The 25,957-nt window shown below is 67.4% G+C and carries 25 protein-coding genes; 6 read left to right on the forward strand and 19 right to left on the reverse strand.

All coding sequences use genetic code 11. The features are described from left to right. Positions 1-67 precede the first annotated feature (67 nt). The 9 genes from ACTJJM_RS14420 to ACTJJM_RS14460 form a co-directional block, all read right to left on the reverse strand. The gene (locus ACTJJM_RS14420) at positions 68-622 is read right to left on the reverse strand and encodes a hypothetical protein (RefSeq protein ID WP_053443736.1); all 555 of its coding nucleotides are present in this window, start codon (positions 620-622) and stop codon (positions 68-70) included. 105 nt (positions 623-727) lie between these two features. Continuing rightward, on the reverse strand, positions 728-1,054 hold the full coding sequence (locus ACTJJM_RS14425) for a low molecular weight protein tyrosine phosphatase family protein (protein WP_171954844.1): 327 nt from the start codon (positions 1,052-1,054) through the stop codon (positions 728-730). 104 nt (positions 1,055-1,158) lie between these two features. Continuing rightward, entirely contained in the window at positions 1,159-3,351 is a 2,193-nt protein-coding gene (gene uvrD, locus ACTJJM_RS14430) for a DNA helicase II (protein ID WP_440865778.1), read from the reverse strand. Positions 3,352-3,361: 10 nt separating this feature from the next. Continuing rightward, on the reverse strand, positions 3,362-4,783 hold the full coding sequence (locus ACTJJM_RS14435) for an FAD/NAD(P)-binding protein (RefSeq protein WP_197602371.1): 1,422 nt from the start codon (positions 4,781-4,783) through the stop codon (positions 3,362-3,364). 45 nt (positions 4,784-4,828) lie between these two features. Further along, on the reverse strand, positions 4,829-6,247 hold the full coding sequence (gene cls / locus ACTJJM_RS14440; protein WP_010482360.1) for a cardiolipin synthase: 1,419 nt from the start codon (positions 6,245-6,247) through the stop codon (positions 4,829-4,831). A 274-nt stretch (positions 6,248-6,521) separates the two neighbouring features. Beyond that, positions 6,522-6,689 carry a 50S ribosomal protein L33 gene (gene rpmG, locus ACTJJM_RS14445; RefSeq protein WP_169411268.1) on the reverse strand — a complete coding sequence of 56 codons (168 nt, stop codon included), beginning with the start codon at positions 6,687-6,689 and terminating at the stop codon, positions 6,522-6,524. Positions 6,690-6,699: 10 nt separating this feature from the next. Beyond that, positions 6,700-6,936, reverse strand: coding sequence for a 50S ribosomal protein L28 (gene rpmB / locus ACTJJM_RS14450; protein ID WP_005411638.1), 237 nt, complete (start codon positions 6,934-6,936; stop codon positions 6,700-6,702). 249 nt (positions 6,937-7,185) lie between these two features. Continuing rightward, positions 7,186-7,695 (reverse strand): DNA polymerase III subunit epsilon, encoded by a 510-nt coding sequence (gene dnaQ / locus ACTJJM_RS14455; protein WP_053443739.1) that lies wholly within the window; start codon positions 7,693-7,695, stop codon positions 7,186-7,188. A 55-nt stretch (positions 7,696-7,750) separates the two neighbouring features. Then, on the reverse strand, positions 7,751-8,644 hold the full coding sequence (locus ACTJJM_RS14460; protein WP_053443740.1) for a LysR family transcriptional regulator: 894 nt from the start codon (positions 8,642-8,644) through the stop codon (positions 7,751-7,753). 108 nt (positions 8,645-8,752) lie between these two features. Here ACTJJM_RS14460 and ACTJJM_RS14465 point away from each other — a divergent pair, with 108 nt between their 5' ends. The 5 genes from ACTJJM_RS14465 (at position 8,753) to ACTJJM_RS14485 (ending at position 15,440) form a co-directional block, all read left to right on the forward strand. Then, the gene (locus ACTJJM_RS14465; protein WP_440865779.1) at positions 8,753-9,142 is read left to right on the forward strand and encodes a RidA family protein; all 390 of its coding nucleotides are present in this window, start codon (positions 8,753-8,755) and stop codon (positions 9,140-9,142) included. A 227-nt stretch (positions 9,143-9,369) separates the two neighbouring features. Then, positions 9,370-9,702 (forward strand): hypothetical protein, encoded by a 333-nt coding sequence (locus tag ACTJJM_RS14470; protein WP_010482368.1) that lies wholly within the window; start codon positions 9,370-9,372, stop codon positions 9,700-9,702. A gap of 56 nt (positions 9,703-9,758) precedes the next feature. Then, positions 9,759-11,012: a TolC family protein gene (locus ACTJJM_RS14475; protein WP_010482369.1), complete on the forward strand. Its 1,254-nt coding sequence runs from the start codon at positions 9,759-9,761 to the stop codon at positions 11,010-11,012. Then, entirely contained in the window at positions 11,009-12,214 is a 1,206-nt protein-coding gene (locus ACTJJM_RS14480; protein ID WP_440865780.1) for an efflux RND transporter periplasmic adaptor subunit, read from the forward strand. Before ACTJJM_RS14475 ends, ACTJJM_RS14480 begins: the two co-directional genes overlap by 4 nt. A gap of 10 nt (positions 12,215-12,224) precedes the next feature. Then, positions 12,225-15,440, forward strand: a complete 3,216-nt coding sequence (locus ACTJJM_RS14485) for an efflux RND transporter permease subunit (RefSeq protein WP_440865781.1) — start codon at positions 12,225-12,227, stop codon at positions 15,438-15,440. A 54-nt stretch (positions 15,441-15,494) separates the two neighbouring features. Here the strand turns inward: ACTJJM_RS14485 and ACTJJM_RS14490 are convergent, their stop codons facing one another. From ACTJJM_RS14490 to ACTJJM_RS14530, 9 genes are all read right to left on the reverse strand, one after another. Next, positions 15,495-17,267, reverse strand: coding sequence for a DUF885 domain-containing protein (locus tag ACTJJM_RS14490; RefSeq protein WP_440865782.1), 1,773 nt, complete (start codon positions 17,265-17,267; stop codon positions 15,495-15,497). Between the two features lie 162 nt (positions 17,268-17,429). Further along, positions 17,430-17,777, reverse strand: coding sequence for a lipid-A-disaccharide synthase N-terminal domain-containing protein (locus ACTJJM_RS14495; protein WP_008267433.1), 348 nt, complete (start codon positions 17,775-17,777; stop codon positions 17,430-17,432). Further along, on the reverse strand, positions 17,777-18,499 hold the full coding sequence (locus ACTJJM_RS14500) for a glycosyltransferase family 2 protein (RefSeq protein WP_043399632.1): 723 nt from the start codon (positions 18,497-18,499) through the stop codon (positions 17,777-17,779). The genes ACTJJM_RS14495 and ACTJJM_RS14500 overlap by 1 nt, the downstream gene beginning before the upstream one ends. Positions 18,500-18,588: 89 nt before the next feature. Beyond that, complete coding sequence (locus ACTJJM_RS14505; RefSeq protein WP_005411650.1) at positions 18,589-19,554, reverse strand: NAD-dependent epimerase/dehydratase family protein; 966 nt, start codon at positions 19,552-19,554, stop codon at positions 18,589-18,591. Positions 19,555-19,605: 51 nt separating this feature from the next. After that, positions 19,606-20,337 (reverse strand): suppressor of fused domain protein, encoded by a 732-nt coding sequence (locus tag ACTJJM_RS14510; protein WP_049480334.1) that lies wholly within the window; start codon positions 20,335-20,337, stop codon positions 19,606-19,608. Between the two features lie 126 nt (positions 20,338-20,463). Continuing rightward, positions 20,464-21,387 (reverse strand): ParB/RepB/Spo0J family partition protein, encoded by a 924-nt coding sequence (locus ACTJJM_RS14515; RefSeq protein WP_049413186.1) that lies wholly within the window; start codon positions 21,385-21,387, stop codon positions 20,464-20,466. Next, positions 21,387-22,184 carry a ParA family protein gene (locus ACTJJM_RS14520; RefSeq protein ID WP_010482381.1) on the reverse strand — a complete coding sequence of 266 codons (798 nt, stop codon included), beginning with the start codon at positions 22,182-22,184 and terminating at the stop codon, positions 21,387-21,389. Before ACTJJM_RS14520 ends, ACTJJM_RS14515 begins: the two co-directional genes overlap by 1 nt. A gap of 112 nt (positions 22,185-22,296) precedes the next feature. Then, positions 22,297-22,935, reverse strand: coding sequence for a 16S rRNA (guanine(527)-N(7))-methyltransferase RsmG (rsmG, locus tag ACTJJM_RS14525; RefSeq protein WP_010482382.1), 639 nt, complete (start codon positions 22,933-22,935; stop codon positions 22,297-22,299). 39 nt (positions 22,936-22,974) lie between these two features. Continuing rightward, positions 22,975-23,574 (reverse strand): 4'-phosphopantetheinyl transferase family protein, encoded by a 600-nt coding sequence (locus ACTJJM_RS14530; RefSeq protein WP_049454213.1) that lies wholly within the window; start codon positions 23,572-23,574, stop codon positions 22,975-22,977. An 84-nt stretch (positions 23,575-23,658) separates the two neighbouring features. Between ACTJJM_RS14530 and ACTJJM_RS14535 the strand changes: the two genes are divergently transcribed. Further along, positions 23,659-23,910 (forward strand): GlsB/YeaQ/YmgE family stress response membrane protein, encoded by a 252-nt coding sequence (locus ACTJJM_RS14535; protein WP_005411656.1) that lies wholly within the window; start codon positions 23,659-23,661, stop codon positions 23,908-23,910. A gap of 46 nt (positions 23,911-23,956) precedes the next feature. On the opposite strand, the gene ACTJJM_RS14540 is transcribed toward ACTJJM_RS14535, so the two are convergent. Further along, positions 23,957-25,867, reverse strand: coding sequence for a CocE/NonD family hydrolase (locus tag ACTJJM_RS14540; RefSeq protein WP_019338311.1), 1,911 nt, complete (start codon positions 25,865-25,867; stop codon positions 23,957-23,959). Between the last annotated feature and the right edge of the window lie 90 nt (positions 25,868-25,957).

The raw sequence follows: 25,957 nt of genomic DNA on the forward strand, positions 1-25,957 counted from the left end.
GGCTGCTCTTCGATAACTGACCGGAAAAGCAGCCGAGCATGGGCTCGGCTCTACATCAGGCCCGCCTTCAGGCGATCTGCACCACGCGTGCGTTCTGGCACAGCGGATAGCTGGCCACGAATTCGGCAATCGCATCACGCATCGCCTCGAACGATTCGCCATACATGTACAGCGCGGTTTCGGTCGGGCCCTGCCACCAGCTGCAGATCTCGCCCAAGCCGTCGATGTTCTCCGACAGCTGTTCGAACACGTGGTTGGAATCGCACTGTTCGTAGACTTCGTCCGGCAGATTCAAGCCATCCAGGTAGATGCCGAGGCCCTCGGTCACGCCGAAGCTGCGATCAGCCTCGCCAGCCCCCTGCAGCTGCGAACCCTTCGGCGCGCCCAGCTGTTCCAGCAGGTCGATCAGCTTCGGCACGCCATCCGCACCGACCAGTGCCACTTCGATATCGCCGTATTCGACCTCACCCAGATCCGACATCGCGGTGCCGCCGCCGGTGAGCTCGCCCACCTGGGCCGCCTGCAGCAGCGCGTCGAGCGGATCTTCGAACAGCTCGTGGCGATGCTCCGGCTGCAGCCGGGCGTTCAACTTCACGGTGACGTGCAGCGTAGGTTCGGTCATGGGGCGTTCCTGGAAGAAGTACCGCCTATTGTAGAGCCAGGCCCATGGTCGGCTGCTTTTCGCGCCGGAAGCAGCCGAGCATGGGCTCGGCTCTACAACAGCCCGTCAGCGCAGGAACGGCGTCACCTTGCGCTTCAGCAACTCCACCAGCACCGGGGCCATGTACTCGTAGTCATCGGGAATATCCAGGCAGATCACCCGCTTGCCGTTCAGCCATGCCTTGTAGCGGCTGGACAGCCGGTTGCGGTGGGCCCGCTCCATCACGAACACGATATCGGCCCACTGCAGCAGCTCGGGGCTGAGCACTTCCTCGGCGTCGGCCAGCAACCCGGCCGAGGCGGTCTCGATGCCCGGCCAATCGGCGAATACCTGCTCGGCCGTCGGGCTGCGCAGGCGGTTCTGGCTGCAGAGGAAGAGCACGTTGCGGGTCATGCGTACTCACCTTGGTAGAGCCGAGCCATGCTCGGCTGGTTTTCTCCGCCAAAAGCAGCCGAGCATGGCTCGGCTCTACAGGAGTTCCCGCCCCTCGACGGTGATCAGATCACCGTCAGATTCGCATACGCCATCACCAGCCACTTGCTGCCGGCGTCGGCAAACTCGACCTGGACGCGGGCGTGCGCGCCGCTGCCCTCGTAGTCAGTCACCATGCCTTCGCCGAACTTGGGGTGGGTGACCAGCGCACCGAGCTTGACCGGCGGTGCCTCGATCGAGGCATGGCCCATCACCCGGCTGGCGCCCATCGAGGCCGGCCGCGAGACCTGCACCTTCGGGCGCACTTCGTGCAGCAGCTCGCGCGGGATCTCGCGCAGGAAGCGCGAGGGCAGGCTGTAGTTGTCCTGGCCGTGGATGCGACGCGATTCGGCATAGCTCAGCACCAGCTTCTGGCGCGCGCGGGTGATGCCGACGTAGGCCAGGCGGCGCTCTTCCTCCAGCCGCCCGCTTTCTTCCAGCGAACGTGCGCTGGGGAACAGGCCGTCTTCCATGCCCGCCAGGAACACCAGCGGGAATTCCAGGCCCTTGGCCGAGTGCAGGGTCATCAACTGCACACCGTCCTCGCCGGCCTGCGCCTGGCCTTCGCCGGCCTCCAGCGCGGCATAGGCCAGGAACGCGACCAGCTCGTCCATGTCCTCGCCCACTTCCTCGACGTCGTCGGCGCGGCGCACGAAGCGCGACGCCACCGAGACCAGTTCGTCGAGGTTGTCGGTACGCGATTCCGAATCCAGCGAATTGCGGCTTTCCTTGCTCCAGTGCTCGCGCAGCTGCGAGCGGGCCAGCACGTGGTCCACCCGCTCGGCCAGGGCCATGTGCAGGGTCTGCGCCTGCAGCTCGTTGACCAGCCCCAGGAAGCCGGCCAGCGCATTGCGCGCACGTGCGGCCAGCGCGCTGCCCTGAGTGACCAGCATGGTCGCTTCCCACAGCGAGATGCCCTGCGCACGCGCTTCGCGGCGCACTTCGTCCAGTGTGCGGTCGCCGATGCCCCGGGTGGGCGTGTTGACCGCGCGCTCGAACGCCGCGTCATCGTTGCGGTTGGACAGCAGGCGCAGGTAAGCCAGCGCATCCTTGATTTCGGCACGCTCGAAGAAGCGCATGCCGCCATACACCCGGTACGGCACCTGTTCACTCAGCAGCGCTTCTTCCAGGGCGCGCGACTGCGCGTTGCTGCGGTAGAGCACGGCCACTTCGGTGTAACTGCCACCGTCGCGCACCCATTGGCGGGCACGCTCAACGATGTAGCGCGCCTCGTCCATCTCGTTGTACGCCGCGTACAGATCGATCAGCTCGCCGTCACCGCTGTCGGTCCACAGCTGCTTGCCGATGCGGTCGGGATTGTGCGCGATCACCGCGTTGGCGGCACCGAGGATGTTGGCGGTGGAGCGGTAGTTCTGCTCCAGGCGGATGGTCTGCGCACCCGGGAAGTCGCGCAGGAAGCCCTGCACGTTCTCGACCTTGGCACCGCGCCAGCCATAGATGGCCTGGTCATCGTCGCCGACCACGAACACGTGGCCGGAATCGCCGGCCAGCACGCGCACGAAGGCGTACTGGATGGCGTTGGTGTCCTGGAACTCGTCCACCAGGATCTCGCGGAAGCGGGCGCGGTAATGCGACAGCAGCGCCGGGTTGTCGCGCAGCAGTTCGTGCGCGCGCAGCAGCAGCTCGGCGAAGTCGACCAGGCCGGCGCGGTCGCAGCGCGCCTGGTACTCGATGTAGGCCTGGCGCATGGTTTCCAGCCACGCGTCGTGCGGCTCGGGCTGGATGTGCTGCGGGCGGCGGCCCTCATCCTTCTGCGCGTTGATCCACCACGCGATCTGCTTGGCCGGGTACTTGCCGTCGTCCAGTTCCAGCGCCTGCACCACGCGCTTGACCAGCCGCAGCTGGTCGTCCGAATCCATCACCTGGAAGCCTTCAGGCAGCTTCGCGTCCTGCCAGTGCAGGCGCAGCAGGCGGTTGGCCAGGCCGTGGAAGGTGCCGATCCACATGCCGCGGCTGCCATGGGGCAGCTGGGCGTCGATGCGGTGGCGCATCTCGCCGGCCGCCTTGTTGGTGAAAGTCACCGCGAAAATGCCGTGGGTCGGCACGCCATTGACTTCATGCAGCCAGGCGATGCGGTGGGTGAGTACGCGGGTCTTGCCGGAACCGGCACCGGCCAGCACCAGGTGGTGGCCGGGAGGAGCGGAGACGGCTTCGCGCTGGGCCGGGTTCAGGCCATCAAGCAGGTGGGAGACATCCATGCCCCCCATTTTACGGCATCGCCGTCGCGGCTCCTGCGACCACCTGGGTGGCCAGTGCCTGGGCCTGCTGACGCAGTTCAGGCACCGCCAGGCTTTCCCACAGGCTGCCGATGCGCAGGCTGCCGAGCACACCCAGCCGTGCCTGCGGCTGGCCACCGGCAGCACGCAGGCGGTCGCCCGGCACGGTGCTGTCCAGGCCCAGCCCATGCGGGCCGGGGCGTGCCAGCCCATCGGCCTGCAGCTGCTGCAGCAACGGATTGCGCAGCGCACTGGCGCGGGTTTCGACGCCGGTGGCGTTGATCACACCGCTGATCGTCCACTGCTGTTCATTGCCGGAGGCATCGCGGCCCGACAACTGCAGCGCATCGCCGTCGCGCCAGACGCGCTGCAGGCGGGACCGGTGGATACGCAGTTGGCCGCTGTCCTGCAGGGCCTGCAGCTGCGCGTCCACCTCTTCGGCGATGCGGTGGCGATGCACGTCCCAGTAGCGCACCACATGGCGCAGGAAACGACGCTGGTCGGCCTCATCGAGGCTGCACCACAGCGCCTGCCCGTGCGGACGGATACGGTCCATCACGCTCTGCCATGGCAAGCCGTCGGCCTGCGCCTGACGCGCGAACCCACGTAGCGCGCGCAGGCGCTGGCGCAGGTTCATCGGCAGCAGCATCGCCGGATCGAAGCTGGGCAGGCCGCCGTGCGCGTGTGGCAGCGGCAGCAGGCCATGACGCGAGATCACATGCAGCGGCCCGGTGTGACCGGCGGCGACCAGCGCCAGCACGGTGTCGGCCATGCTCAAGCCGGAGCCGACAATGGCCACGGCCTGTTCGCCGGCCAAGGTACGCACACCGTCGTAGTCCCAGGCCTCGATCACGTCGTCGGCGGGCAGTGCCTCGGCACCGGCCACCGGCAGCGGCCGCATGCTGTTGCCGGTGGCGAGCACCGCCTGCGCGGCGTGCAGCGTGCCGCCATCGCCGAGTGCCAGCTGGTAGCCATGGTCATCCGGCTGCAGGCCCAGCACCGGTTGCGCGATCACCTGCAGCTGCGCCGGGCTGGCGGCCACGGTGTCCTGCAGGCGCTGCTGCAGGTAGGCGGCAAAGAAGTGGCGGCACACGTAGCGCTCGCCCAGCACCTCGCGCGCCTCGCCCGGGTAGGCGTTGGCGGCCATCAGGTAATCGAGGAAATCGCCGGGATGGTCGGCAAACGCGCTCATCTTGGCCGCCGGCACGTTCAGCAGATGCTCCGGCCACGGCGTGGCATAGGCGATGCCCTGGGCCAGCTGCGAGGCGGGTTCGAAGATGGCCAGCGCCAGCGGCGCGTGGGCCTGGCGCAGTACCTGGATCGCCACCAGCACCCCCGCCGCACCACCACCGATGATCGCCAGGTCCAGTTCGCCATTACGCGGTGAATCAGTCATGCACCGATTGTAGGCCATCGGCGATGACAGGCCGGATTGCCGAAGCGGGCGGTTACCGCCGCCTCACATCAACGCATCGGCCAAGCGTGCGATGCCCTCGCGGCTGCGCCGCCAGGCAGGACGCTTCCGCCATTGCTGCAGATCCAGCTGCCGCGATTCACGCAGGTAGCCATCCTCGATCCCGCACAGCTGCTTCACCAGCGCATGGTCGTAGCAGATCAGGCCGATCTCGGCATTCAGCGCGAACGAACGGATATCCATGTTGATCGAGCCGAGCACGGCGATGTCCTCGTCCACGCTCATGTGCTTGGCGTGCAGGAACTGCGGTTCGTACAGGGCGATGCGCACGCCACAACGCAGCAGCTCGTCGTAGTAGGCCTCCTGCGCCCACGAGGTCAGCCGCTGGTTGTTGCTGGCCGACAGGATCAGCTGCACCTGCACGCCGGACAATGCGGCGATACGCAGCGCGCTCAACGTGGCCTCGTCGGGCACGAAATACGGGGTCACCATCACCAGCCGGCGCCGCGCCAGATGGATCAGCGCCGCAACCGCATCGCGCGCGTTGCTGTACGGGTAGGCCGGGCCGCTGGGCAGCAGCTGGGTGGCGATGTCGTCGCCGCATTCGGGAACATCGGTGATCACATCCAGGCGCTGGCCGGTTTCCATGTACCAGTCGCTGGCGAATACCGCTTCCAGATGCGCGACCGCCGGGCCGCGCACGCGCGCCACCAGCTCGCGGTTCGGGTGGCCAGGCACGAACTGCGGGCCGGCCAGGTTCTGCGAACCGACATAGGCCACTTCGTTGTCGATCACCGCGATCTTGCGGTGGTTGCGCAGGTCCATGCGGCCGCTGCGGCGCCAGCGCAGGCCACCGGGCAGCATCGCACGCACTTCGATATCGCGTGCTTCCAGACGCTTGCGGTAGGCGCGCAGGCCGCGCTTGGCACCCACCGCGTCGAGGAGCACACGGCACTGCACGCCCCGTGCAGCCGCACGCTGCAGTGCCTCGACGATAGCCTCGCCCACCGCGTCGTCGAACATCAGGTAGTACAGCAGGTGCACCCGGTCTTCGGCCTGATCGATGTCGGCGATCAGCGTGTGCAGCGATTCGTCGTAGTCGGTCAGCAGATCGACGGCGTTGCCGTGCACCGGCATGAAATCGCCCTGGCGCTGCACCAGCGGCACGATCTCGGCGCTTGCGGTATCCGGCTGCGGGGTCCAGCGCAGGCGGTGCTGCAGCGCCTGTTCCTCGCGGATGACCTGCGAGGCCTCGGCCTGGCGGCGGATGCGTTCGCGTGACAGCCACGGGTGGCCAAACAGCAGATACAGCGGCAGGCCCAGCAGCGGCACGAAGCCGACCAGCAGCAGCCAGCTGCGCGCCGCACCCGGCGTGGTGCGGGTGGGAATCCAGCACAGCGCGACCAGCCGGATCAGCCAGTCGATCAGCAGCAGATACGAACCCAGCAGCCACTCGAACAGCATCGCGTCGCCCGTCGGGAGGTGATGGGCCATTCTGCCCAGCAGGGTGTGTAGAGTCGAGCCGCGCTCGACTGCTTTGAACCAGCGTGTTGACCAAGGTCGACACCTACCAGGCGCGGGGACAGTGCGCCGGCCAAGGTTGGCGGCCGCCGGGTATGGGAACAGCGTGCCGACCAACGGTCGGCACCCACCATGGGAACACCGGGCGTGGATACCGGGCATGAAAAAACCCGCCACAAGGGCGGGTTTCTTCGCGGGGATCAGCAATCCTTGCGGATTACTTGATCTTGCCTTCCTTGTACAGGACGTGCTTGCGCACGACCGGATCGTACTTCAGGAATTCCATCTTCCCCGGGGTGTTCTTCTTGTTCTTGTCGGTCGTGTAGAAGTGGCCGGTACCGGCCGAGGAAATCATACGGACCTTATCGCGCTTGCCTGCCATGATGCTTTACTCCTCAGACCTTTTCGCCGCGCGCACGCAGCTCAGCCAGAACGGAATCAATGCCGTTCTTGTCGATGGTGCGCAGTGCATGCGCGGAAACACGAAGCTTGACCCAGCGGTTCTCGCTGGCCACCCAGAAACGGCGCTCGTGCAGATTCGGCAGGAAACGACGACGGGTCTTGTTGTTGGCGTGCGAGACGTTGTTACCCGTCTGCACTCGCTTGCCGGAAACCTGGCATACGCGGGACATTGCGCACCTCGATAGTAGTAGTTGTCAGCCCGTAGCCCGGGAGACGGCGGCCTCGATGGTTGCCCACCACACGTCAAGAGAATCAAAGGGTTACGCTGGCGTTGGGCGGCCGGGGACGTGCTCCCGGAGGCGCCGCCCGGTAGAAAACCGGACACAGCGAGCCGCGCATTATGCACGGGTTCAAGCACTTGCGCAAGTTACCCACAGGCCGGGGCTGAACGCGACGGCCCCCTGTAGAGCCGGGCCGGCTTAACGCAGGTGCGGAATCACCTGGGCCAGCAGATGGGCGTCCTTCAGTGCGCCATGCAGGCCACGCGTCCCTGGAATGCGCAGGCGCTGCAGCACGTCGTCCAGCTTGTTGCCCTGACCGGGCCAACGCCCCCGCGCCAGCTTCAGGCTGCAGGTGATGCGGCAATGCTGGGCCAGCATGCCGGGGATGCCAGCCAGGCGCAGCTCGTTGTCCAGGAAGCCCACGTCGAAGGTGGCGTTGTGCGCGACCATCTCGCTGCCGCGCAGGAAGTCCAGCAGTTCGGCGGCCTTGCTGGAAAACAGTGGCTTGCCCACCAGCATCGCATCGCTGATGCCATGCACGCGCTGTGCGCCCCAATCGACCCTGCGCTGCGGCTGCAGGTAGGTGTGGAACTGGCGGCCGGTGAGCTGGCCATCGATCAGTTCGACGGCACCGATTTCGATCACCCGGTGCCCCAGGCGGTGGGAGATGCCGGTGGTTTCGGTATCCAGTGCGACGATGCGACTCATGCGTGAGGCTGTTTCCTGTTGCGTGCTGTGGTGATTTTCGCACGCCCGGTGTGTGTCACCCCAACGCTTCCACCACCCAATCGATGAACACCCGCAGCCGCTGGCTCATGTGCCGGTTCGGCGGGAACATCACGTGCATCGGCATCGGTGGCAGCTGCCAGTCCTGCAGCAGCGGCAGCAGCTCGCCACGCGCCACGTGCGGCGCGGCCATGTAGCTGGGCAACGCGACCACGCCAAGCCCCGCCAACGCAGCGGCCAGATAGGCATTGCCGTCATCGAAGCCAACCGTATAGCGGCCCTGCACTTCTACGCGCTCCTCGCCGCGCTGCGCGCTGAACACTCTCGCCCGGCCACTACGCGGGCTGAGGAAGCCGACCATGTGATGATCAGGCCCTTCCAGCGCGCGCGGGTCGGTCGGCAGGCCGAAGCGCTGCACATAGCCTGGACTGGCGTGGAAGCCGATCGGCAGTGCAGCCAACGGCCGCGCCACCAGCGCCGGGTCGGCCGGCGTGCCACCACGGATCACGCAGTCGACGTTGTCGGCGATGACATCGACCTCGCGATCACTCACGCCGAGGTCGAGCTGGATCTCCGGGTAGCGCGCCTGGAAATCCGGCAGCACCGGTACCAGCCGCAGCCGCGCGTAGGGCCCTGGCACATCCACGCGCAGGCGGCCACGCGGCTGGGCGGCCGCGTCGCCCAGCCCGCCTTCGACCTCGTCCAGTTCGGCCAGCAGGCGGGCGATGCGCGGGTAATAGGCCGCGCCGTCGGCGGTGACGCTGACCCGCCGGGTGGTGCGGTTGAGCAGGCGCAGCCTTAGGTGCGCCTCCAGCTGCTGCACCAGCTGGGTAACCGTGGTGCGGCTGATCTGCAGGGTGTGCGCGGCGCGGGTGAAGCTGCCGGTTTCCACTACCCGGGCAAAGGCCCGCATCGCCTCGAAACGGTCCATTTCCGGCGGTTATTGTTTGGGATTGGCAATCAATCTAAGCCGATCATCGCGGTTTTTCCAGACAGCGCTCGCGAGGAGGATGGCGTTCTCTCCCACGGGATCTTCCCCATGTCACAGCGTGATGTCGTTTTCCCCGCCGGGCGCCAGGCCCTGTACGAGCGCAACCGCTACTCGCCGGCGATCCGGTCCGATGGCTTCCTGTTCGTTTCCGGCCAGGTCGGCAGCCGCGAGGACGGTTCGCCCGAGCCGGACTTCGAAACCCAGGTGCGCCGCGCCTTCGAGAATCTCAATGCGGTGTTGGCTGCCGCCGGCTGCACCTTCGATGACGTGATCGACGTGACCGTGTTCCTGGTCGATCCGGAAACCAACTTCGAGAAGACCTGGGCGATCGTGCCCGAGTACTGGGGCGAGGCGCCGCACCCGACCCTGACCGGTATCGGCGTGACCTGGCTGTATGGGTTCCAGTTCGAGATCAAGGTGATCGCGAAGCTGCCGTGACCGAGCCCATGCTCGGCTGGTCGTGCGAAAGCAGCCGAGCGTAGGCTCGGCTCTACAGACGCGCAGCCGGTGTCCGCCCCCACGGGCCGAAAAGCGTGCCGACCAAGGTCGGCGCCCATCAGGGCAGAAGGCCCCCAGGCCGCCCACCTGAACGGGAGATTCCGACGTATTCCCGAAGCGGCCATTGATATTGTATCCGGCGAAAACCGCTTGCTAGCCTCCCCTTCATGCGCTGGATCACCCGCCACCTCCGTTCGACCCTGCTGATGCTGCTGATGGCGGCATTCGTGGTCGTGCCGGTGGCCGATGCCCTGGCGTGCACGGTGGAACCGCACGCCAGCACGGTGCATGTGGAATCCGCACCGGATGCCGATGGCGATACCGACGGCAAGCATGTCGGTGCCTGTGGCCACAACCACTGCCACCACTCCAACCTGAGCCTGCCGGCGCACACGATCGCCGCCTTCGGGGCGCCACTGCCGGCGCGCTGGATGAGTGCGGGCGATGCGGCGGCCTATACGGTCGCCCAGGATGAATTGACGCGTCCACCCCGGGCGTGAGTTGAGCGCGTCCCGCGATTGCGGGCTCCCGTTTCACTCACAACCGGAATCCCCCTATGTCGATCCTGACACCTCGGTCGCCGCGTGCGGCCGGGCTGGTCGTCGCCGTGTTGCTGGGCCTGGCCCCGGCGGCATCGGTGATGGCGCAAGCCGCCCCCTCCTACGACACCCTGCTTGAACGCCTGGACCAGCTGCCCGGCACTCGTGTGGGCACGGCACTGGCCGAGGCCGCCGATGCGCGCGCCGACCAGGCCCGTGCGCTACCCAATCCCTCCCTTTCCTGGTCGGCCGAAAACGCCTGGGGCTCCGGCACCTACCGCGGCATGGGCAAGGCCGACACCGTACTCACCCTGTCCCAGCCGCTGGAGGTCTGGGGCCAGCGTGGCGCGCGCGTTCGTGCCGCCCGTGCCGAGGCCCAGGCGGCCAACCTGCGTGGCGCGCAGAGTCGCAGCGACGTGGCCAGCCAGCTGGCGGTGGTCTATGCACAGGCGGAAAGTGCACTGCGCCGCTACACCCTGGCCGAGGAAGCACTGTCACTGACCCGCGATGACGCCAACGCCGTCAACGCCATGGTCAAGCAGGGCCGCGAACCACAGCTGCGCGCGGTGCAAGCGCAGAGCGAAGTAGCCAATGCCATGGCGTCGCTGGATGAAGCACAGGCGTTCCGCGATGCCGCGCTGGCCCGCCTGGCCGGCACCGCGCTGCTGGATGCGCCGGTGCAGTCGATCGACAACAGCCTGCTCGACCGCGCACCGCCGCTGCCGCGCGGTGCCACCGATACCGCACTGGCAGTGCGCATTGCCGAAGCCGAAGCCGATGCGGCGGGCAAGCTGGTCGACGTGGAGCGCAAGCGCGCCCTGCCCGACCTCAGCGTCACCGCCGCACAGACCCGCTTCCGCGAAGGCGGTGAGCGTGCCTACAACCTCGGGCTCAGCCTCAGCATCCCGCTGTTCGACCGTAACCGCGGTGGCATCCGCGCCGCCAATGCCGACCAGCGCGCGGCCGAGGCACGCCTGGACCAGCAGCGCCGCGACAGCGAGGCCGCACGCCTGTCCGCCGTGGCCGGGCTGAAGGCGGCCGGCAGCCGCACCCGTGCCGCCGATGAAAGCGTGGTCGCCGCCGAAGAGGCCTACCGCCTTGCACGCATCGGCTTCGACGCCGGACGCATCTCGCAGCTGGAACTGCGCAGCACGCGCAGCGCCCTCATCGCCGCCCGCGGCGCCGCCGTGGATGCGCGCCTGTCGCGCGTCGGCGCGGAAATCGATCTTGCCCGCCTTGAAGGGCGCGCACCTTTTGTGGAGGCACCATGACTCTCTCCCGTACCTTCCCGCTGATCGGCGGCGTGCTGCTGACCGTGCTGCTGGCCGGCTGCGCTGGCAACGCGCAGACACCTGCAAATGAAGACCCCGCCGCGGCCAAGGCGGGCACCGACGATGGCCATGGCCACACGACCGACAGCAAGGAAGCCAAGGCGGAAGCCGCCAAGGCGCCGGCTGACGCCGATGAAGGCGTGGTGCCGCTGACCCCGGAGCAGATCAAGGCGTCCGGTATCGAGGTGGTCGCCATCGGCCGCGGTGGCGGTGGCTCGACGCGCCTGTCCGGCCGCGTCGAGCCGTCGGTGGGCGCACGTGCCTCGGTGGCGTCGACCGTGACCGGCCGCGTCGAACGCGTGCTGGTCGCACCGGGCACCGCAGTGAAGCAGAACCAGGCACTGGCCATCGTGGTCAGTGGCGAGGCGGCGGTGTTCCGCGCCAATGCGCTGGCCGCCTCGGCCGAAGCCGAAGCCGCGCGCCTGGCCTATGGCCGCGACAAGGCGCTGGTCGACCAGGGCGTGGTCGCGCGCCAGGAAATGGAAACCTCGCGCGCACGTTCGCTGGCGGCACAGGCCCAGGCCGCGGCCGCGCAGGCCCAGGCCGCCGCCAACGGCGCGCCCGATGCCAGTGGCCGCGTGCGCATCACCAGTCCGGTGGCCGGCATCGTCGGTAACGTGCAGGTCACTCCGGGCGGCGTGGTCGCTGCCGGCAGCGCGGTGGCCGATGTCGCCGATCCGGCGATGAACGAACTGGTGTTCACCGCGCCGCCCGCGCTGGCCGCACAGGTCACGCCCGGCATGAAGCTGGAAGTGAGCGTGCCGGGGGGCAGCTTCACCGCCACCGTTACCGGTTCGGCCGCTGATGTGCGCCAGCAGGGCGGCGTCGCGGTGATCCGCGCCACGCCGGTGGACGCTTCGCTGCCGCCGGCCGGTTCGCCGGTATCGGCCGTGGTGGTCACCGAAGGTCAGGACGGCTCGCTCAGCGTGCCCGCCGATGCGGTGCAGAACGTCGATGGCAGCAGTGTGGTGTTCGTCGCCGTCGAAGGCGGCTTCAAGGCGCAGCCGGTACTGGCCGGGCGTCGCGCCGGCGACCGTATCGAGATCCTCGGTGGGCTGACCGGCAACGAGCGCATCGTCGGTGCCAACGCCTTCCTGCTCAAGGCCGAACTGGCCAAGGGCGAAGCCGAGCACGGCCACTGAGGAGGCGACCATGTTCAAGCTGATCATTGAAACAGCGGTGCGCCACCGCTGGCTGGTGGTGTTCATGGCCGCGCTGATCGCCGCCGTGGGCCTGTTCCAGCTCGGCAAGCTGCCGATCGACGCGGTGCCGGACATCACCAATCGCCAGGTACAGATCAACACGGTGGCGCCAGCACTGACCCCGGAGCAGATCGAGCGGCAGGTGACCTATCCGCTGGAAACCGCGCTGGCCGGCATTCCCGGCCTGACCACCACGCGTTCGCTGTCGCGCAATGGCTTCTCGCAGGTCACCGCGATCTTCACCGATGCCACCGACATCTACTTCGCCCGCCAGCAGGTAGCCGAGCGCATGCGCGAAGCGTCGGAAGACCTGCCCGATGGTGCATCACCGATGCTGTCGCCGGTCACCACCGGCCTCGGTGAAGTGCTGATGTGGACGGTGGACTTCACCACGTTCGACCCAGCCAAGCTGGCCAAGCCCGGTGAAGCCGGCTGGCAGGCCGGTGAGGTCTACCGCACACCGGAAGGCAACCTGCTGCGAACGCCGGAGGAACGCGCGACCTACCTGCGCACCGTGCAGGACTGGATCATCGCGCCGCAGATGCGTTCCAGTCCGGGGCTGGCCGGCGTCGATACGGTTGGCGGCTACGTCAAGGAGTACGGCGTGCATCCGGACAGCGCCAAACTGGCCGCGCATGGCCTCGGCCTGGCCGACCTGGTCACTGCCCTGCAGCGTTCCAACGTGCAGGCCGGTGCCGGTTTCGTGCAGCGTGCCGGCGAGGGCCTGGTGGTACGTGCCGACGGCCTGGCGCTGACCACCGACGACCTGGCGCAGGCGCCGGTGGCCACCCGCAATGGCGTGGTGGTGCGCGTGGCCGATGTGGCCGACGTCGACCTGAGCCGCGCGCCGCGCCTGGGTGCGGCCAGCCGCAATGGCCATGAAGCCGTGCTGGGTACCGCGCTGATGATCGCCGGTGGCAACAGCCGCACCGTGGCGCAGGCAGCTGCGGCGCGCCTGGAACAGGTGAACAAATCGCTGCCGGCCGACATCGTGGCGGCACCGGTGCTGGACCGCAGCGTGCTGGTCAATTCCACCATCAAGACCGTGGCCAGGAACCTCACCGAGGGCGCACTGCTGGTGGTGGTGGTGCTGTTCCTGCTGCTGGGCAACCTGCGTGCGGCGACGATCACCGCGCTGGTGATCCCGCTGTCGTTCCTGTTCGCAGTGATCGGCATGAACCGCTTCGGCATCAGCGGCAACCTGATGAGCCTGGGTGCGCTGGACTTCGGCATCCTGGTGGACGGTGCGGTGATCGTGGTCGAGTCGACCCTGCTGATGCTGGGCCAGCGCCGCGCCGAACTGGGCCGTGCGCTGACCGCGATGGAACGCCTGCGCGTGGCCGCCGATTCGGCGCTGAAGATGGCGCGCCCGGCGGCGTTCGGCCAGCTGATCATCCTGCTGGTGTTCGCGCCGATCCTCACCCTGGAAGGCGTGGAGGGCAAGACGTTCCACCCGATGGCGGCGACCTTCATGCTGGCCCTGGTCGGTGCCTTCCTCTTCTCTTTCACCTTCGTGCCGGCGATGGCCGCACTGCTGGTGCGCGAGCCGAAGCTGAAGGACGGCGAGGCACACAGCGATGATGGCGAGCACGAAACCAAGCTGATCCGTGTACTGCGTGCGCGCATCGAGCCGGTGATCCGCAAGGCCGTGGCGCATCCGCGCACGGTGGTGGCCGGTGCGGTGATGATGGTGGTGGTGGGCATCGGCTCGTTCTCGCTGCTGGGCCGTGAGTTCATGCCGACGCTGGACGAAGGCAACGTGGCGATGCAGGCCCTGCGCGTGCCATCGACGTCGCTGGAGCAGTCACTGGCCATGCAACTGGCGTTGGAGAAGGTGATTGCCAAGCAGCCGGAAGTGGAGACGGTGTTCTCGCGTACCGGTACCGCCGAGGCGGCGATCGATCCGATGCCGACCAATATCTCCGACAGCGTGATCGTGCTGAAGCCGCGCAAGGACTGGCCCGATCCGAAGCTGGACAAGGAAGCCCTGGTGGCACGCTTCGAGAAACTGGCCGGGCAGCAGCTGGGCAACAGCTTCGAGTTCAGCCAGCCGATCGAACTGCGCTTCAACGAGCTGATCTCCGGCGTGCGTACCGACCTGGCGGTGATGATCTTCGGCGATGACTTCAGCCAGCTGCAGAAGGTGGCCGACCAGGTGGCGCTGAAGCTGCGTGCGGTGAACGGCGCGGCCGACGTGCGGGTGGAACAGATCTCCGGCCTGCCTACGCTCAACGTAGCGATCGACCACGTGGCGGCGGCGCAGTACGGGCTGACCGCCGCGGACGTGAGTGATGCGCTGTCCACCGGCATTGGCGGTACTGCGGCCGGCAAGATCTTCGAAGGTGATCGCCGCTTCAACGTGGTGGTGCGCCTGGACGATGCCTCGCGCAACGATCCGGACCAGCTGGCCTCGCTGCCGATCGCCACGCCGTCAGGGCTGGTGATTCCGCTGTCGTCGGTCGCGCGCATCACGGTCAGCGAAGGACCGAACCAGATCAGCCGCAACAATGGCAGCCGCCGTGTGGTGGTGCAGGCCAATGTGCGTGGCCGCGACCTGGGTGGCTTCGTCGGCGAGGCACAGGCCGCAGTGGCCGACGTGGCACTGCCGCCGGGTGCCTACCTGACCTGGGGCGGTCAGTTCGAGAACCTGCAGCGCGCGGAGAAGCGGCTGGCGACGGTGGTACCGGTGGTGTTCCTGCTGATAGGTAGCCTGCTGTTCATGGCGCTGCGCAGCGGCAAGGAAGCCATTCTGGTGTTCAGCTGCGTGCCGTTGGCGCTGGTCGGCGGCATCCTCGCGCTGCTGCTGCGTGGCATGCCGTTCTCGGTGTCGGCGGCGGTCGGCTTCATCGCCGTCTCCGGCGTGGCCACCTTGAACGGCCTGGTGCTGATGCAGGCGATCCGCGAACGCCTGGATGCCGGCGACCTGCCGCTGCAGGCGGCGATCAACGGTGCCTCCAGCCGCATCCGCGCGGTGTTGACCACGGCGCTGGTGGCGATCGTCGGCTTCATTCCGATGGCGATTGCCAGTGGTTCCGGCGCGGAGGTGCAGAAGCCGCTGGCGACGGTGGTGATCGGTGGCCTGATCACCGCCACCGTGCTGACCCTGCTGGTGCTGCCGACGTTTGCCGCGCGCGTGGCCAAGCCGCGGGCGGTGGGGGTGAGGTGAGAGGGGGTCGGAGCCCCGCCCTTCGGGCGGGGCTCTGACCCGATCACACGACGGTCAGGCCTTCTTGCGTTCGGCGATGTAGGCCTGGATCTGCTGTTCCAGCACCGGCAGCGGCACCGAGCCCTGCTTGAGCAGGGTGTCGTGGAAACCCTTGATGTCGAACTTGTCGCCCAGCTCCTTCTCGGCCTGCGCACGCAGGCGCACGATGGCGATCTCGCCCAGCTTGTAGCTCAGCGCCTGGCCCGGCCAGGAAATGTAGCGGTCCACTTCGGTGGTCACTTCATGCTCGCTCAGCGCGGTGTGGTCACGCAGGTAGGCCAACGCCTGCTCGCGGGTCCAGCCCTTGCTGTGCACGCCGGTGTCGATCACCAGGCGCGCAGCACGCCACATCTCGTAGGTCAGACGGCCGAAATCCTCGTACGGGGTTTCATAGATGCCCATTTCCACGCCCAGCTTCTCGCAGTACAGCGCCCAGCCTTCGCCATAGGCGGAGATGTAGGCATTGCGGCGGAACTCGGGCAGTTTCTTCTGCTCGGCGGCGATGGCGCCCTGCAACGCGTGGCCCGGATCGGACTCATGCAGGGTCAGTGCCGGCAGGTTGTACAGCGGGCGCGACGGCAGGTTGTAGGTGTTGAGCCAGTAGGTGCCCATGCCACCGCGGCCGGCGGTCCAGAACGGCGCAATGTCCGGCGGCACCGGCACGATGGTGAAGCGGGCGCGTGGCAGCGTCATGTACTTGCCAAGCTGGCCATCGGCGCGCTTGGAGATCCACGCGGCACGCGACAGCAGCTCTTCCGGCGTCTTGGCGTAGAACTGCGGGTCGGTACGCAGGAAGGTCAGGAATTCGGCGAAGCTGCCCTTGAACTTCACCTGCTTGATGATGTCGTTCATTTCCTTCTGGATGCGTGCGACTTCATCCAGGCCGATGCGGTGGATCTCGTCCGGCGACAGGTCCAGCGTGGTGTATTCGTGGATCTGCTGCTTGTAGTACGCCTTGCCGTCGGGCATCGCTTCGGCGGCCAGGGTGGTGCGCGCCTGCGGCACGTACTCGTTGACGAAGAAGGTGCGCAGCTGCTGGAACGCGGGCACCACCTTGCCACTGATCGCTTCACGCGCCTGCGCCTGCAGCCTGGCCTGTTCGGCCGCCGGAACGGTGTTGGGCAGCTTCTTGAACGGCGCGTACAGCGGCGATTCGGTCGGGTCCTTCAATTCGGCGACGGTGGCGATGGAGACCTCGCGGCCATCGAGCACCGCACGCGGCACGCTGAAGCCGCGCTTCAGGCCGGCGCGCATGTTGTCGGTCTGCTGGCCGAAGTAGCGCGGCACATCGTTCAGCCGTGCGATGTAGTTCTGGTAGTCCTGCACGGTCTTCATCTCGCGCCGGGCCATGAAGGACAGGTTGGACCAGAACGAGGAGTCGGCGTTGAACGGCATCTCGTAGCCACGCAGGCGCGTCTCTTCGGCCAGGTTGAACACCTGGTCGTGGTAGATCGCGTAGTTGACCTGGTTGTCGGGCGACAGGGTCTTCGGATCGATCTTCTTCAGCGCGGCGAGGGTCTCGTCCCACACCTTCAGGCGCGCCTGCTGCGCGGCCGGGCCGACGTCGGGCATGCGGGTGGCGTTGGCCGGAGCGTCTTCGTCCTCGCTGGCCTCGCCGCCGCCATCCTGCCGCCATTTCCATTCCTTCTCGTACAGCGCGCGGAAGGCAGCGTCGGCGGGCGATTCGGCGGCCACGCTGGCCGGCGCGGCGGTGGCGGGCGGCGCGGCCAGGGCCACGGCAGGGGCGGACAGGGCGATCAGCAGGGCAACGGCAAGACGGGTTTTCACGAGCACAGGTTCCCGGGAAGGCAGACCCCGATCATGGCACCGCTCACCGTCCGTGGCATGGGACGAAGGTCCTGCCTGCGCCGCAGAACGGGGCCCGGTAGCGGCCAACCTGGGTTGGCCCCCCAAACCCAGCGCCGACCAAGGTCGGCATCTACCGGAGACCTAGTGGCTGGCCCTGTCCCGCTTCCAGCCCCGGTGCTTGATGTCCAGCTGCAGGCTGTACAGCGCGGTGAACGCCGGGAACAGGTTCTGCAGCACGCCCACCGAGTCCTGCTTGGCCGAGAACAGGAAGTAGCTCAGCGTCATCAGGCTGCCGACCACGCTCATGTACCAGAACAGCCGCGGGATCACCGGCTTGCCCGCACGCTTGGACGCGATGAACTGGACCAGCCAGCGGCCACCGAACATCAGCGCGCCGGTATAGCCGATCAGCTTCCAGCCGGTCACATGCAGGCCGGTCCAGTACAGCCAGGTCAGCGGCTGGTCGAGCCAGTGAAGTTCCAGCCCCATCACCGCTCTTCCACCGCAGTGCGCTTGCTGCGGGTGATCAGCCAGGCCACGCCGCGCAGATCACGAATGCCGACCAGCGCGCGGCCCAGATTGTTGTACTTGGACACGCCGGCGGTACGGTGGCGGTGGTTGACCGGCACGCTGGTGGTCTTCCAGCCAGCACGCTGCATCAGCGCCGGCAGGTAGCGGTGCATGTGGTCGAAGTACGGCAGGTCGAGGAACGCGCTGCGCTCGAACAGCTTGATGCCGCAGCCGGTATCGGGCGTATCGTCGCGCAGCATGCGTGCACGGATGGCGTTGGCCCACTTGCTGGCCCAGCGCTTGCTGCCGCTGTCCTGGCGGTTGACACGCCAGCCGGCGAACAGCTTCACCTGCGTCTCGGCGGCATCGCGCGCGGCCAGCAGTTTGGGAATATCGGCCGGATCGTTCTGGCCGTCACCATCGAGGGTGGCGATCCAGGGCGCCCGTGCGTGCTTGACGCCGGTGCGCACGGCGGTGCTCTGCCCGCTCTGGTTCACGTGGTGCAGCACCCGCAGTTCCGGCGTGGTCGCCTTCAGGCCCTGCAGCACCGACAGGGTGTCATCGCGCGAGTGATCGTCGATGTAGACGATCTCGAACGGCAGCCGCCCGCGCAGTGCAGCGGTGATTTCGGCAACCAGCGGGGCGACATTGTCGCGCTCGTTGAATACCGGGACGACAACGGAAAGCTCGGGTTGGCTCATAAGGCACTCGGCCAAAGGGGGACAAAGACCGCGCATTCTCCGAAGCCGAGGTTATCCGAAGATGAATCCGGCTGTGTGAGGATCCCTCCTCAGGCGCGATCACCAAAGTACTCGCGGCACCACTGCACGACGGGGGGCAACCCTTCTTCGATCGGGGTCACCGCATCGAAGCCGAATGCGTCATGGGCGCGCCGGGTGTCGGCCATCGTGCGTACCATGTCGCCGGGCTGCATGGGCTTGTAGACCTTCTGCGCGGGGCGGCCGGCCGCCTGCTCGATCACGCTGATGAAGCGCTCCAGCTCGACCGGCGTATGGTTGCCGAGGTTGAACACCCGGTGCGGTACCGGACCATCGGCCGGATGCGCGAGCGCGCCGAGAATACCCGACACGATGTCGGAGACATGTGTGAAATCGCGCTGCATGCGGCCTTCGTTGAACACGTCGATCGGCCGCCCCGCCAGCACCGCGCGCGAGAACAGCAGCGGCGCCATGTCCGGCCGGCCCCACGGGCCATACACGGTGAAGAAGCGCAGGCCGGTGGCATGCAGGCCGTAAAGCTGCGCGTAGGTGTAGGCCATCAGCTCGTTGGCCGCCTTGGTCGCCGCGTACAGCGAGCGCGGCTGGTCCACGCGCTGGTCCTCGGAGAACGGCGGCGTGGCTGAATCGCCGTAGACCGAACTGCTGGAGGCATAGACCAGGTGTTGCACGCCACGGTGGCGACACAGCTCGAGCATGTTGACGAAGCCGACCAGGTTGCTGTCGACGTAGGCATGCGGGTTTTCCAGCGAATAGCGCACGCCGGCCTGCGCGGCCAGATGGATCACCGCGGTCGGCTTCACTTCGTCGAACAGTGCCGCCAAGCCCTGCTGGTCGGTCAGGTCCAGGGTGCGCAGGTCCAGCGCCGGGCACAGCGCTGCCACGCGGTCGCGCTTGATCTGCGGGTCGTAGTAGTCGTTGAAGTTGTCCAGGCCGACCACCGGCTGGCCCGCCTCCAGCAGCGCGCGGGCGGTGTAGGCACCGATGAAGCCGGCAGCGCCGGTGAGCAGGATGGTCATGGCAGTTGCCTGGAAATCAATGAGTACAGGTGCAGAGGATACGCTGCGGGCTCAGAACAGCCCGAAACGCTTCTTGGCCACATTGGCGCGGCCGGGTTCGATCACGTCCTGGATCTTCTTCGCATCGAAGCGGTCGAGCAGCGCCTCGGCGCCCTTCTTCAGCTTCAGATCCATCTCTTCCGGATACAGCGGAACCAGGGCCATGAAGCTTATGGTCTTGCCGTCGTCCAGTTCCAGCGTGGCGAAGTCCTCCGGGGTCGTCACCGGCGGCAGCACGATGGCACCGTCGAAGCCCACGCCCGGCGCGTAGGGCTCGCTGGGATGGCCGTTGGGAATGGTGTGGCCGAAGCCCAGCCAGGTGTCGTACTCGTGCGGCAGCCGCGCCATGCCCTTCAGCAGGCGCACCGGCCAGTAATTGCGTTCGTCCTCGAAGGCATCCTGCGAGATCGGCCAGTCAGCCGGCAGGGTCACCATCAGTTCCATGTAGCGGGGCACGTCCGCGTCCACCTCGGCGGGCACGGTCATCGGCAGGTCGCTCATGCCGGAGGTGACCAGTCGCAGGTACGGACACTGGTCAGTGGCCGGTACCACGTGCACGTCGATGTGCACCAGGTCGGAGATGATCTCGTGGAAGACACCGGACACCGGACCCAGATGGCGCTCGATGTGCGCGCCGATCGCCTCGATGTGTTCTTCGCCCTGTGGCGGGGTGAAGTCCTTCTGGCGGCTGTGCACCATGATCGGGCTGCCGCCCGGGCTGACGTCGTCGAATGTGTTGCTCATGTCCTGCTCCCTGGATGAGGCCACGGACCGGAGAGCGATGCATCCCCCGGCGCGCGCGGCGGTGCGTTCCCTGTCACCTGCAGGACGCGGCAGGAACAGGCCGCATCCCCTGGCGCTGCGCCGGGCTCAGCCCTGGCGCGTACGCAGCTTTTCCAGCACGCCATCCAGGGTATCCAGGTCGGTGTAGTGGATGATCAGCTTGCCCTTGCCACCCCGGCCGTGGCTGATCGCCACCTTGGCGCCCAGCGTTTCGGACAGTTCGGTTTCCAGCGAGGCGATGTCGGCCTGCTGCACCTTCGGCGTGGCGACCGGGCGATTGCTCGGCACCTTGCCGGCGGCGAAGGCCTGCGCACGGCGCTCGACCTCGCGCACCGACCAGCCTTCATCGGCCGCTTCCTGCGCCAGCTTGCCGGCCAGCTCGGGGGCCAGGGTCAGCAGCGCGCGGGCGTGGCCCATTTCCAGGCGGCGGGTTTCCAGCAGCAGGCGGATCGCCACCGGCAGCTCCAGCAGGCGCAACAGGTTGGACACCGCCGCGCGCGAGCGGCCGACGGCCTCGGCGGCCTCGGCATGGGTCAGGGTGAATTCGCTGATCAGGCGCTGCAGCGCCTCGGCTTCTTCCAGCGGGTTGAGGTCTTCGCGCTGGATGTTCTCGATCAGCGCCATCGCAATGACGGTGCGGTCTTCCAGCTCGCGCACCACCACCGGCACTTCGTCCAGGCCAGCCAGCTGCGATGCGCGCCAGCGGCGCTCACCGGCGACGATTTCGTAGTTGCCGGCGGGCAGCTGGCGCACCAGGATCGGCTGGATCACGCCCTGCGACTTGATCGAGTCGGCCAGCTCGGACAGCTTGCCCTCGTCCATCTCGCGGCGCGGCTGGTACTTGCCCGGCTGCAACTGGCCCACGGCCAGCTTGCGCAGCACTTCACCCGGCAGCGGCTCGATCACCGCGGTGGTGGCCTGCACCTGACTGACCGCGCCTTTCGGGCCCAGCAGCGCATCCAGGCCACGGCCGAGGCCTCGCTTCTTGGCTGCCGGCTTGCTGCTGGTCATCAGACGGTCTCCACGGCCTTGGTGGCCTTGTTGCGTTCGTTGTTGCGGCGGATGATCTCGCCGGCCAGGCCCAGGTAGGCCACGCCACCGCGCGAGGCGCGGTCGTAGCCGACGATGCTCTGGCCATGGCTGGGCGCCTCGGCCAGGCGCACGTTGCGCGGCACGATGGTGCGGAACACGCGGTCGCCGAAGTGCTCGGTGAGCTCGGCCGAGACCGCGTTGGCCAGGTTGTTGCGCACGTCGAACATGGTGCGCAGCACGCCTTCGATCTCCAGCGCCGGGTTAAGGTTGGCACGCAGCGCATCGATGGTTTCCACCAGCGCGCTCAGGCCTTCCAGCGCGTAGTACTCACACTGCATCGGCACGATCACCGAATCGGCGGCGGCCAGCGCGTTGAGCGTCAGCAGCGACAGCGCCGGCGGGCAGTCGATCAGGATGTAGTCGTACTCGTCGCGGATTGGTGCCAGCGCGCGCTTCAGCCGCTGCTCGCGCTCGCTCTGCGCCATCAGCTGGATCTCGGCGGCGGTCAGGTCGATGTTGCCGGGCAGCAGGTCGTAGCCTTCGGCGGTCTGCACGCGCACGTCGGCGGCGCTGGACTCGCCCAGCAGCAGATCGTAGGTGGAAGCGGCCAGCTCACGCTTGTCCACGCCACTGCCCATGGTCGCGTTGCCCTGCGAATCCAGGTCGACCAACAGCACGCGCTTGGGTGCGTTGGCCAGGGAAGCGGCCAGGTTGACGGCGGTCGTGGTCTTGCCGACGCCACCCTTCTGGTTGGCGATGGCGATGATGCGGGCCATGCGGGTGTGCCTCGTCGACGTGTGCTGGGACCGGTCATTATGCGTACAACCGGCCCCTTGCGGAAATCGTGAATCGCCAACCCGTTGTTCCACAAAGGGCTGGCGGCGGGAATCAGGGACCTGTAACAGTGACCAGGTGGCGTTCGCCGGCCAGGCCGGGCACGCTCAGCGGGGTCACCTCACGCACCTTCCAGCCAGCCGGCAGGTCCGCGATCTCCTCATGCGGGTAGACGCCCTTCATGGCCAGCAGTACGCCGCCGGGGCGCAGCAGGTGGCCACCAACGCGGACGATGCCGGCCAGGGTGTCCATCGCGCGCGCGGTCAGCTGGTCGTAGCGGCCGGCCTCGTCCAGCGCCTCGGCGCGCGATTCGGCCACGCGGGCATTGTCCAGACCCAGCTGGCGCACGGCCTCGCGCATGAAGCGCGCCTTCTTGCCGTTGCTCTCGACCAGGGTGACCTGCAGGCCCGGGCAGGCGATCGCCAGCGGGATGCCGGGCAGCCCGGGGCCGGTGCCGAGATCAGCCAGGCTGCCATCGGCCACGAACGGCTGCATTGCCAGCGAGTCGAGCAGGTGGCGCGTGACCATCTCCTGCGGGTCGCGGATGGCGGTGAGGTTGTAGGTGCCGTTCCAGCGGTGCAGCAGGGCCAGGTAGCGCAGCAGCGGCGGCGCCAGCGCGGCGTCCAGGCCCATGCTGGCCAGGCCCTGTTCCAGCGTGGCAGCCACGCTGGCGGGAAGTGGGTGTTCGCTCATGCCGGCATTATCGCCGGTTTTGCGCGCTGATTCCCCGCTTCAGTGCGGATACCAGGCCAACGCCGCACGGAACTGGCCGCTGGCCTGCCATTCGTGCAGGTGCCAGCGCGCGGCCTCGCCCAGTTCCGGGTCGCACCAGCGCAGGTGCAGGGCACCATCGGCCCCCGGCGCCAGCTGCAGGCGGTGCAGGCCGAACGAGATGCCCTGGCCGTGCGCCTTCAGGATGGCTTCCTTGGCGCACCACACGCGGAAGAACCAGTGCTCGCGGCCGGCCTGGTCCAGACTTTCCAGCCAGGCCACCTCCTCGGGGTGGAAGAAGCGCTGCACGATCTCCAGCAGGCGGGCCCGCGGCCGCAGCAGTTCCAGATCCACACCCAGCCGCACGCCTTCGCCCAGCGCCACCAGCAGCACCTCGCCACTGTGGCTCCAGCCGGTGCCGTAGTGGGCCAGCGCGCCGCTCAGTTCCGGCCGGCCCTTGTCATCGCGGACCAGCGGCAGCGTCTCCGGGTCGGCACCCAATGCCTGTGCCAGCACCTGCCGCGCCTGCGGTTCACCGCGCTGGCCCGGCACGTGCGGACGCCGCCAGACCGTCACCGGACCGAAGCGCCACGGGCCATCGAGGGTGGCTGGCAGGCTCATCCGCACGCGCCCGTCACGCAATTGCACGACGGGTTCACAGCCCTGCGCGTCAACTGGTCACAGTTCCCCACCGGAGGTTCGATCATGGGCATCATCATCTGGCTGATCGTCGGCGGCATCGTAGGCTGGCTGGCCAGCATCATCATGAAGCGCGATGCCCAGCAGGGCATCATCCTCAACATCGTGGTCGGCATCGTCGGCGCGCTGATTTCCGGCTGGCTGTTCGGCGGTGGCATCAACGAAGCGATCACCATCCGCACCTTCCTGTTCTCGCTGATCGGTGCGGTGATCCTGCTGGCGATCGTCAACCTGTTCACCCGCAAGAGCATACGGTGATCTGGGGGGGTAGCGCCGGGCCATGCCCGGCGTCACCCTGGCCGCTTCAATACACCGGCAGATCGATGTAGCTCGCCTGTGCCGCGCTGTGCCAGACCCGCTGCGTGGCCTTCTGGTAATCGCCCGGCTTGGCCAGGTAGATGTTCGGCACGTAGGTCTGCGGGTTGCGATCGTACAGCGGGAACAGGCTGGACTGCACCTGCACCATCACCCGGTGCCCCTTCTGGAAGGTGTGGTTGGCGTTGGGCAGATCGAAGCGGTACGGCAGTACTTCGTTGGCCGCCAGCGGCTTCGGATCACTGAAGCTCTCGCGGTAGCGGCCACGGAAGATCGCCAGCGACACCGGCAACTCATAGCCCCCCATCTCCGGCGTGGACGCTTCCTGGTCCGGATACACATCGATCAACTTCACCACCCAGTCGCTGTCGGTGCCACTGGTCGAGGCCTGCAGATGCACCACCGGTGCGCCGCCGATGCGCAGCGGCGCGGCCAGCGGTTCGGTGATGAAGGTCAGCACGTCCGGGCGACCATCGACGAAGCGCTGGTCCTTGACCAGCCAGGTGGTCCACATGTCGCGGTCACCGAAACGTACCGGGCGCGGCACGAACGGCACCGGCTTGGCCGGATCGGACACATACTCCTCGAAGTCGCCCTCGCCCGCCGCCGGCGCCTGGAACGCCAGCTTGCCGCCGGCGCGCAGGAACAGCGGCTTGCTGCTGGCGGCACAGCCCTTGTCGCAGCTGCGCGGCCAACCCTTCAGGCGATCCCAGTGGTTCTCACCGGTGTTGTAGATCAGCACCGGCGGCGTGTCCGCCTTCGGCGCACCGTCCACCAGGTACTGGTCGAAGAACGGCTTGAGTACATCACGGCGGAACTGCAGCGCGGTATCGCCATCGAACTTCAGCGCGCCCAGTTCGCTGCCGCTGTAGTTCACCTGGCTGTGCCGCCACGGCCCCATCACCAGGTAATTGCGGTTGTTGCCGCTGTCGCGCCCTTCCATGGCCTGGTAGGCATGGTTGGCACCCCACATGTCCTCCTGGTCCCACAGGCCCTGCAGCCACATGGTCGGCACCTTCAGCGGTGTTTTCGCCATCACCGCATCCAGCGCCTGGCCCTGCCAGAACCCGTCATAGGCCGGATGCTCAACCAGCTTCTTCCACCAGGTCAGCTGGTCCACACCGGTGAAGCGCGCGTAGTCGCCGGCCGAACCGATGCGCAGGAAGGTGCTGTAGTCGTCGTAGCCGAGGCTGGGCAGCGGCGTGCCCTTGCCGCGCTTCTCGGTCTGCATCGCGAAATAGTTGAAGTTGACCTGGCGGAACGCACCGTAGTTGAGCCAGTCGTCGCCCATCCAGCCATCGACCATCGGGCTCTGCGGCGCAGCCACCTTCAGTGCCGGATGCGGGTCGGTCAGCGCCATCACCACGGTGAAGCCCTCGTACGACGAGCCGAGCATGCCGACCTTGCCATTGCTCTCCGGTACGTTCTTCACCAGCCAGTCGATGGTGTCCCAGGCATCGGTGGAGTGGTCCACCTTGGTGTTGTTCAACGGCCCGCGCAGCGGCCGGGTCATCACGTAATCGCCTTCGGAGCCGTACTTGCCGCGGATGTCCTGGAACACGCGGATGTAACCGCCGTCGACGAACACCTCGTCGCCCTGCGGTAGCAGGTCGCGCATGCGTGGCGAATCACTGCGGCTGGCGCGGCCAGCGGCATCGTAAGGTGTGCGGGTCAGCAGGATCGGCGCGTTGCGGGCGCCCTTGGGCACCACGATCACCGTATACAGCTTGGTGCCGTCACGCATCGGCACCATCACCACGCGCTTGTCGTAGTCACGACCGACATCGGGGGCAACGAAGGGCTTGCCGCTGATGTCCGGGGTCATCGGCGGGGTATCGGCGGCCAGCACGGTGCTGGACAGGCAAAGGGCAATGGCTACAGCGACGGCACGCACACGCATGGACAACCCCTCCCGGCAGGAAAGCCTCAAGCCTACTCCTGCCCCGAGCCGTGAAGTGTGTGCGGGCTTTGCATTCTGCGGTGGATGCAG

This window comes from Stenotrophomonas sp. 22692 (assembly GCF_052045015.1).
Taxonomy (GTDB): domain Bacteria; phylum Pseudomonadota; class Gammaproteobacteria; order Xanthomonadales; family Xanthomonadaceae; genus Stenotrophomonas; species Stenotrophomonas geniculata.

Coding starts and splice junctions, on each gene's coding strand:
- ACTJJM_RS14495 (WP_008267433.1), bottom strand. CDS start 17,777: ATGGGGCTGGAACTTCACTGGCTCGACCAGCCGCTGACCTGGCTGTAC.
- ACTJJM_RS14425 (WP_171954844.1), bottom strand. CDS start 1,054: ATGACCCGCAACGTGCTCTTCCTCTGCAGCCAGAACCGCCTGCGCAGC.
- ACTJJM_RS14465 (WP_440865779.1), top strand. CDS start 8,753: ATGTCACAGCGTGATGTCGTTTTCCCCGCCGGGCGCCAGGCCCTGTAC.
- ACTJJM_RS14420 (WP_053443736.1), bottom strand. CDS start 622: ATGACCGAACCTACGCTGCACGTCACCGTGAAGTTGAACGCCCGGCTG.
- dnaQ (WP_053443739.1), bottom strand. CDS start 7,695: ATGAGTCGCATCGTCGCACTGGATACCGAAACCACCGGCATCTCCCAC.
- ACTJJM_RS14510 (WP_049480334.1), bottom strand. CDS start 20,337: ATGAGCAACACATTCGACGACGTCAGCCCGGGCGGCAGCCCGATCATG.
- ACTJJM_RS14435 (WP_197602371.1), bottom strand. CDS start 4,783: ATGGCCTACAATCGGTGCATGACTGATTCACCGCGTAATGGCGAACTG.
- ACTJJM_RS14480 (WP_440865780.1), top strand. CDS start 11,009: ATGACTCTCTCCCGTACCTTCCCGCTGATCGGCGGCGTGCTGCTGACC.
- ACTJJM_RS14485 (WP_440865781.1), top strand. CDS start 12,225: ATGTTCAAGCTGATCATTGAAACAGCGGTGCGCCACCGCTGGCTGGTG.
- ACTJJM_RS14505 (WP_005411650.1), bottom strand. CDS start 19,554: ATGACCATCCTGCTCACCGGCGCTGCCGGCTTCATCGGTGCCTACACC.
- uvrD (WP_440865778.1), bottom strand. CDS start 3,351: ATGGATGTCTCCCACCTGCTTGATGGCCTGAACCCGGCCCAGCGCGAA.
- ACTJJM_RS14460 (WP_053443740.1), bottom strand. CDS start 8,644: ATGGACCGTTTCGAGGCGATGCGGGCCTTTGCCCGGGTAGTGGAAACC.
- ACTJJM_RS14520 (WP_010482381.1), bottom strand. CDS start 22,184: ATGGCCCGCATCATCGCCATCGCCAACCAGAAGGGTGGCGTCGGCAAG.
- ACTJJM_RS14475 (WP_010482369.1), top strand. CDS start 9,759: ATGTCGATCCTGACACCTCGGTCGCCGCGTGCGGCCGGGCTGGTCGTC.
- ACTJJM_RS14530 (WP_049454213.1), bottom strand. CDS start 23,574: ATGAGCCTGCCAGCCACCCTCGATGGCCCGTGGCGCTTCGGTCCGGTG.
- ACTJJM_RS14540 (WP_019338311.1), bottom strand. CDS start 25,867: ATGCGTGTGCGTGCCGTCGCTGTAGCCATTGCCCTTTGCCTGTCCAGC.
- cls (WP_010482360.1), bottom strand. CDS start 6,247: ATGCTGTTCGAGTGGCTGCTGGGTTCGTATCTGCTGCTGATCGACTGG.
- ACTJJM_RS14535 (WP_005411656.1), top strand. CDS start 23,659: ATGGGCATCATCATCTGGCTGATCGTCGGCGGCATCGTAGGCTGGCTG.
- rpmB (WP_005411638.1), bottom strand. CDS start 6,936: ATGTCCCGCGTATGCCAGGTTTCCGGCAAGCGAGTGCAGACGGGTAAC.
- ACTJJM_RS14515 (WP_049413186.1), bottom strand. CDS start 21,387: ATGACCAGCAGCAAGCCGGCAGCCAAGAAGCGAGGCCTCGGCCGTGGC.
- rsmG (WP_010482382.1), bottom strand. CDS start 22,935: ATGAGCGAACACCCACTTCCCGCCAGCGTGGCTGCCACGCTGGAACAG.
- ACTJJM_RS14470 (WP_010482368.1), top strand. CDS start 9,370: ATGCGCTGGATCACCCGCCACCTCCGTTCGACCCTGCTGATGCTGCTG.
- ACTJJM_RS14500 (WP_043399632.1), bottom strand. CDS start 18,499: ATGAGCCAACCCGAGCTTTCCGTTGTCGTCCCGGTATTCAACGAGCGC.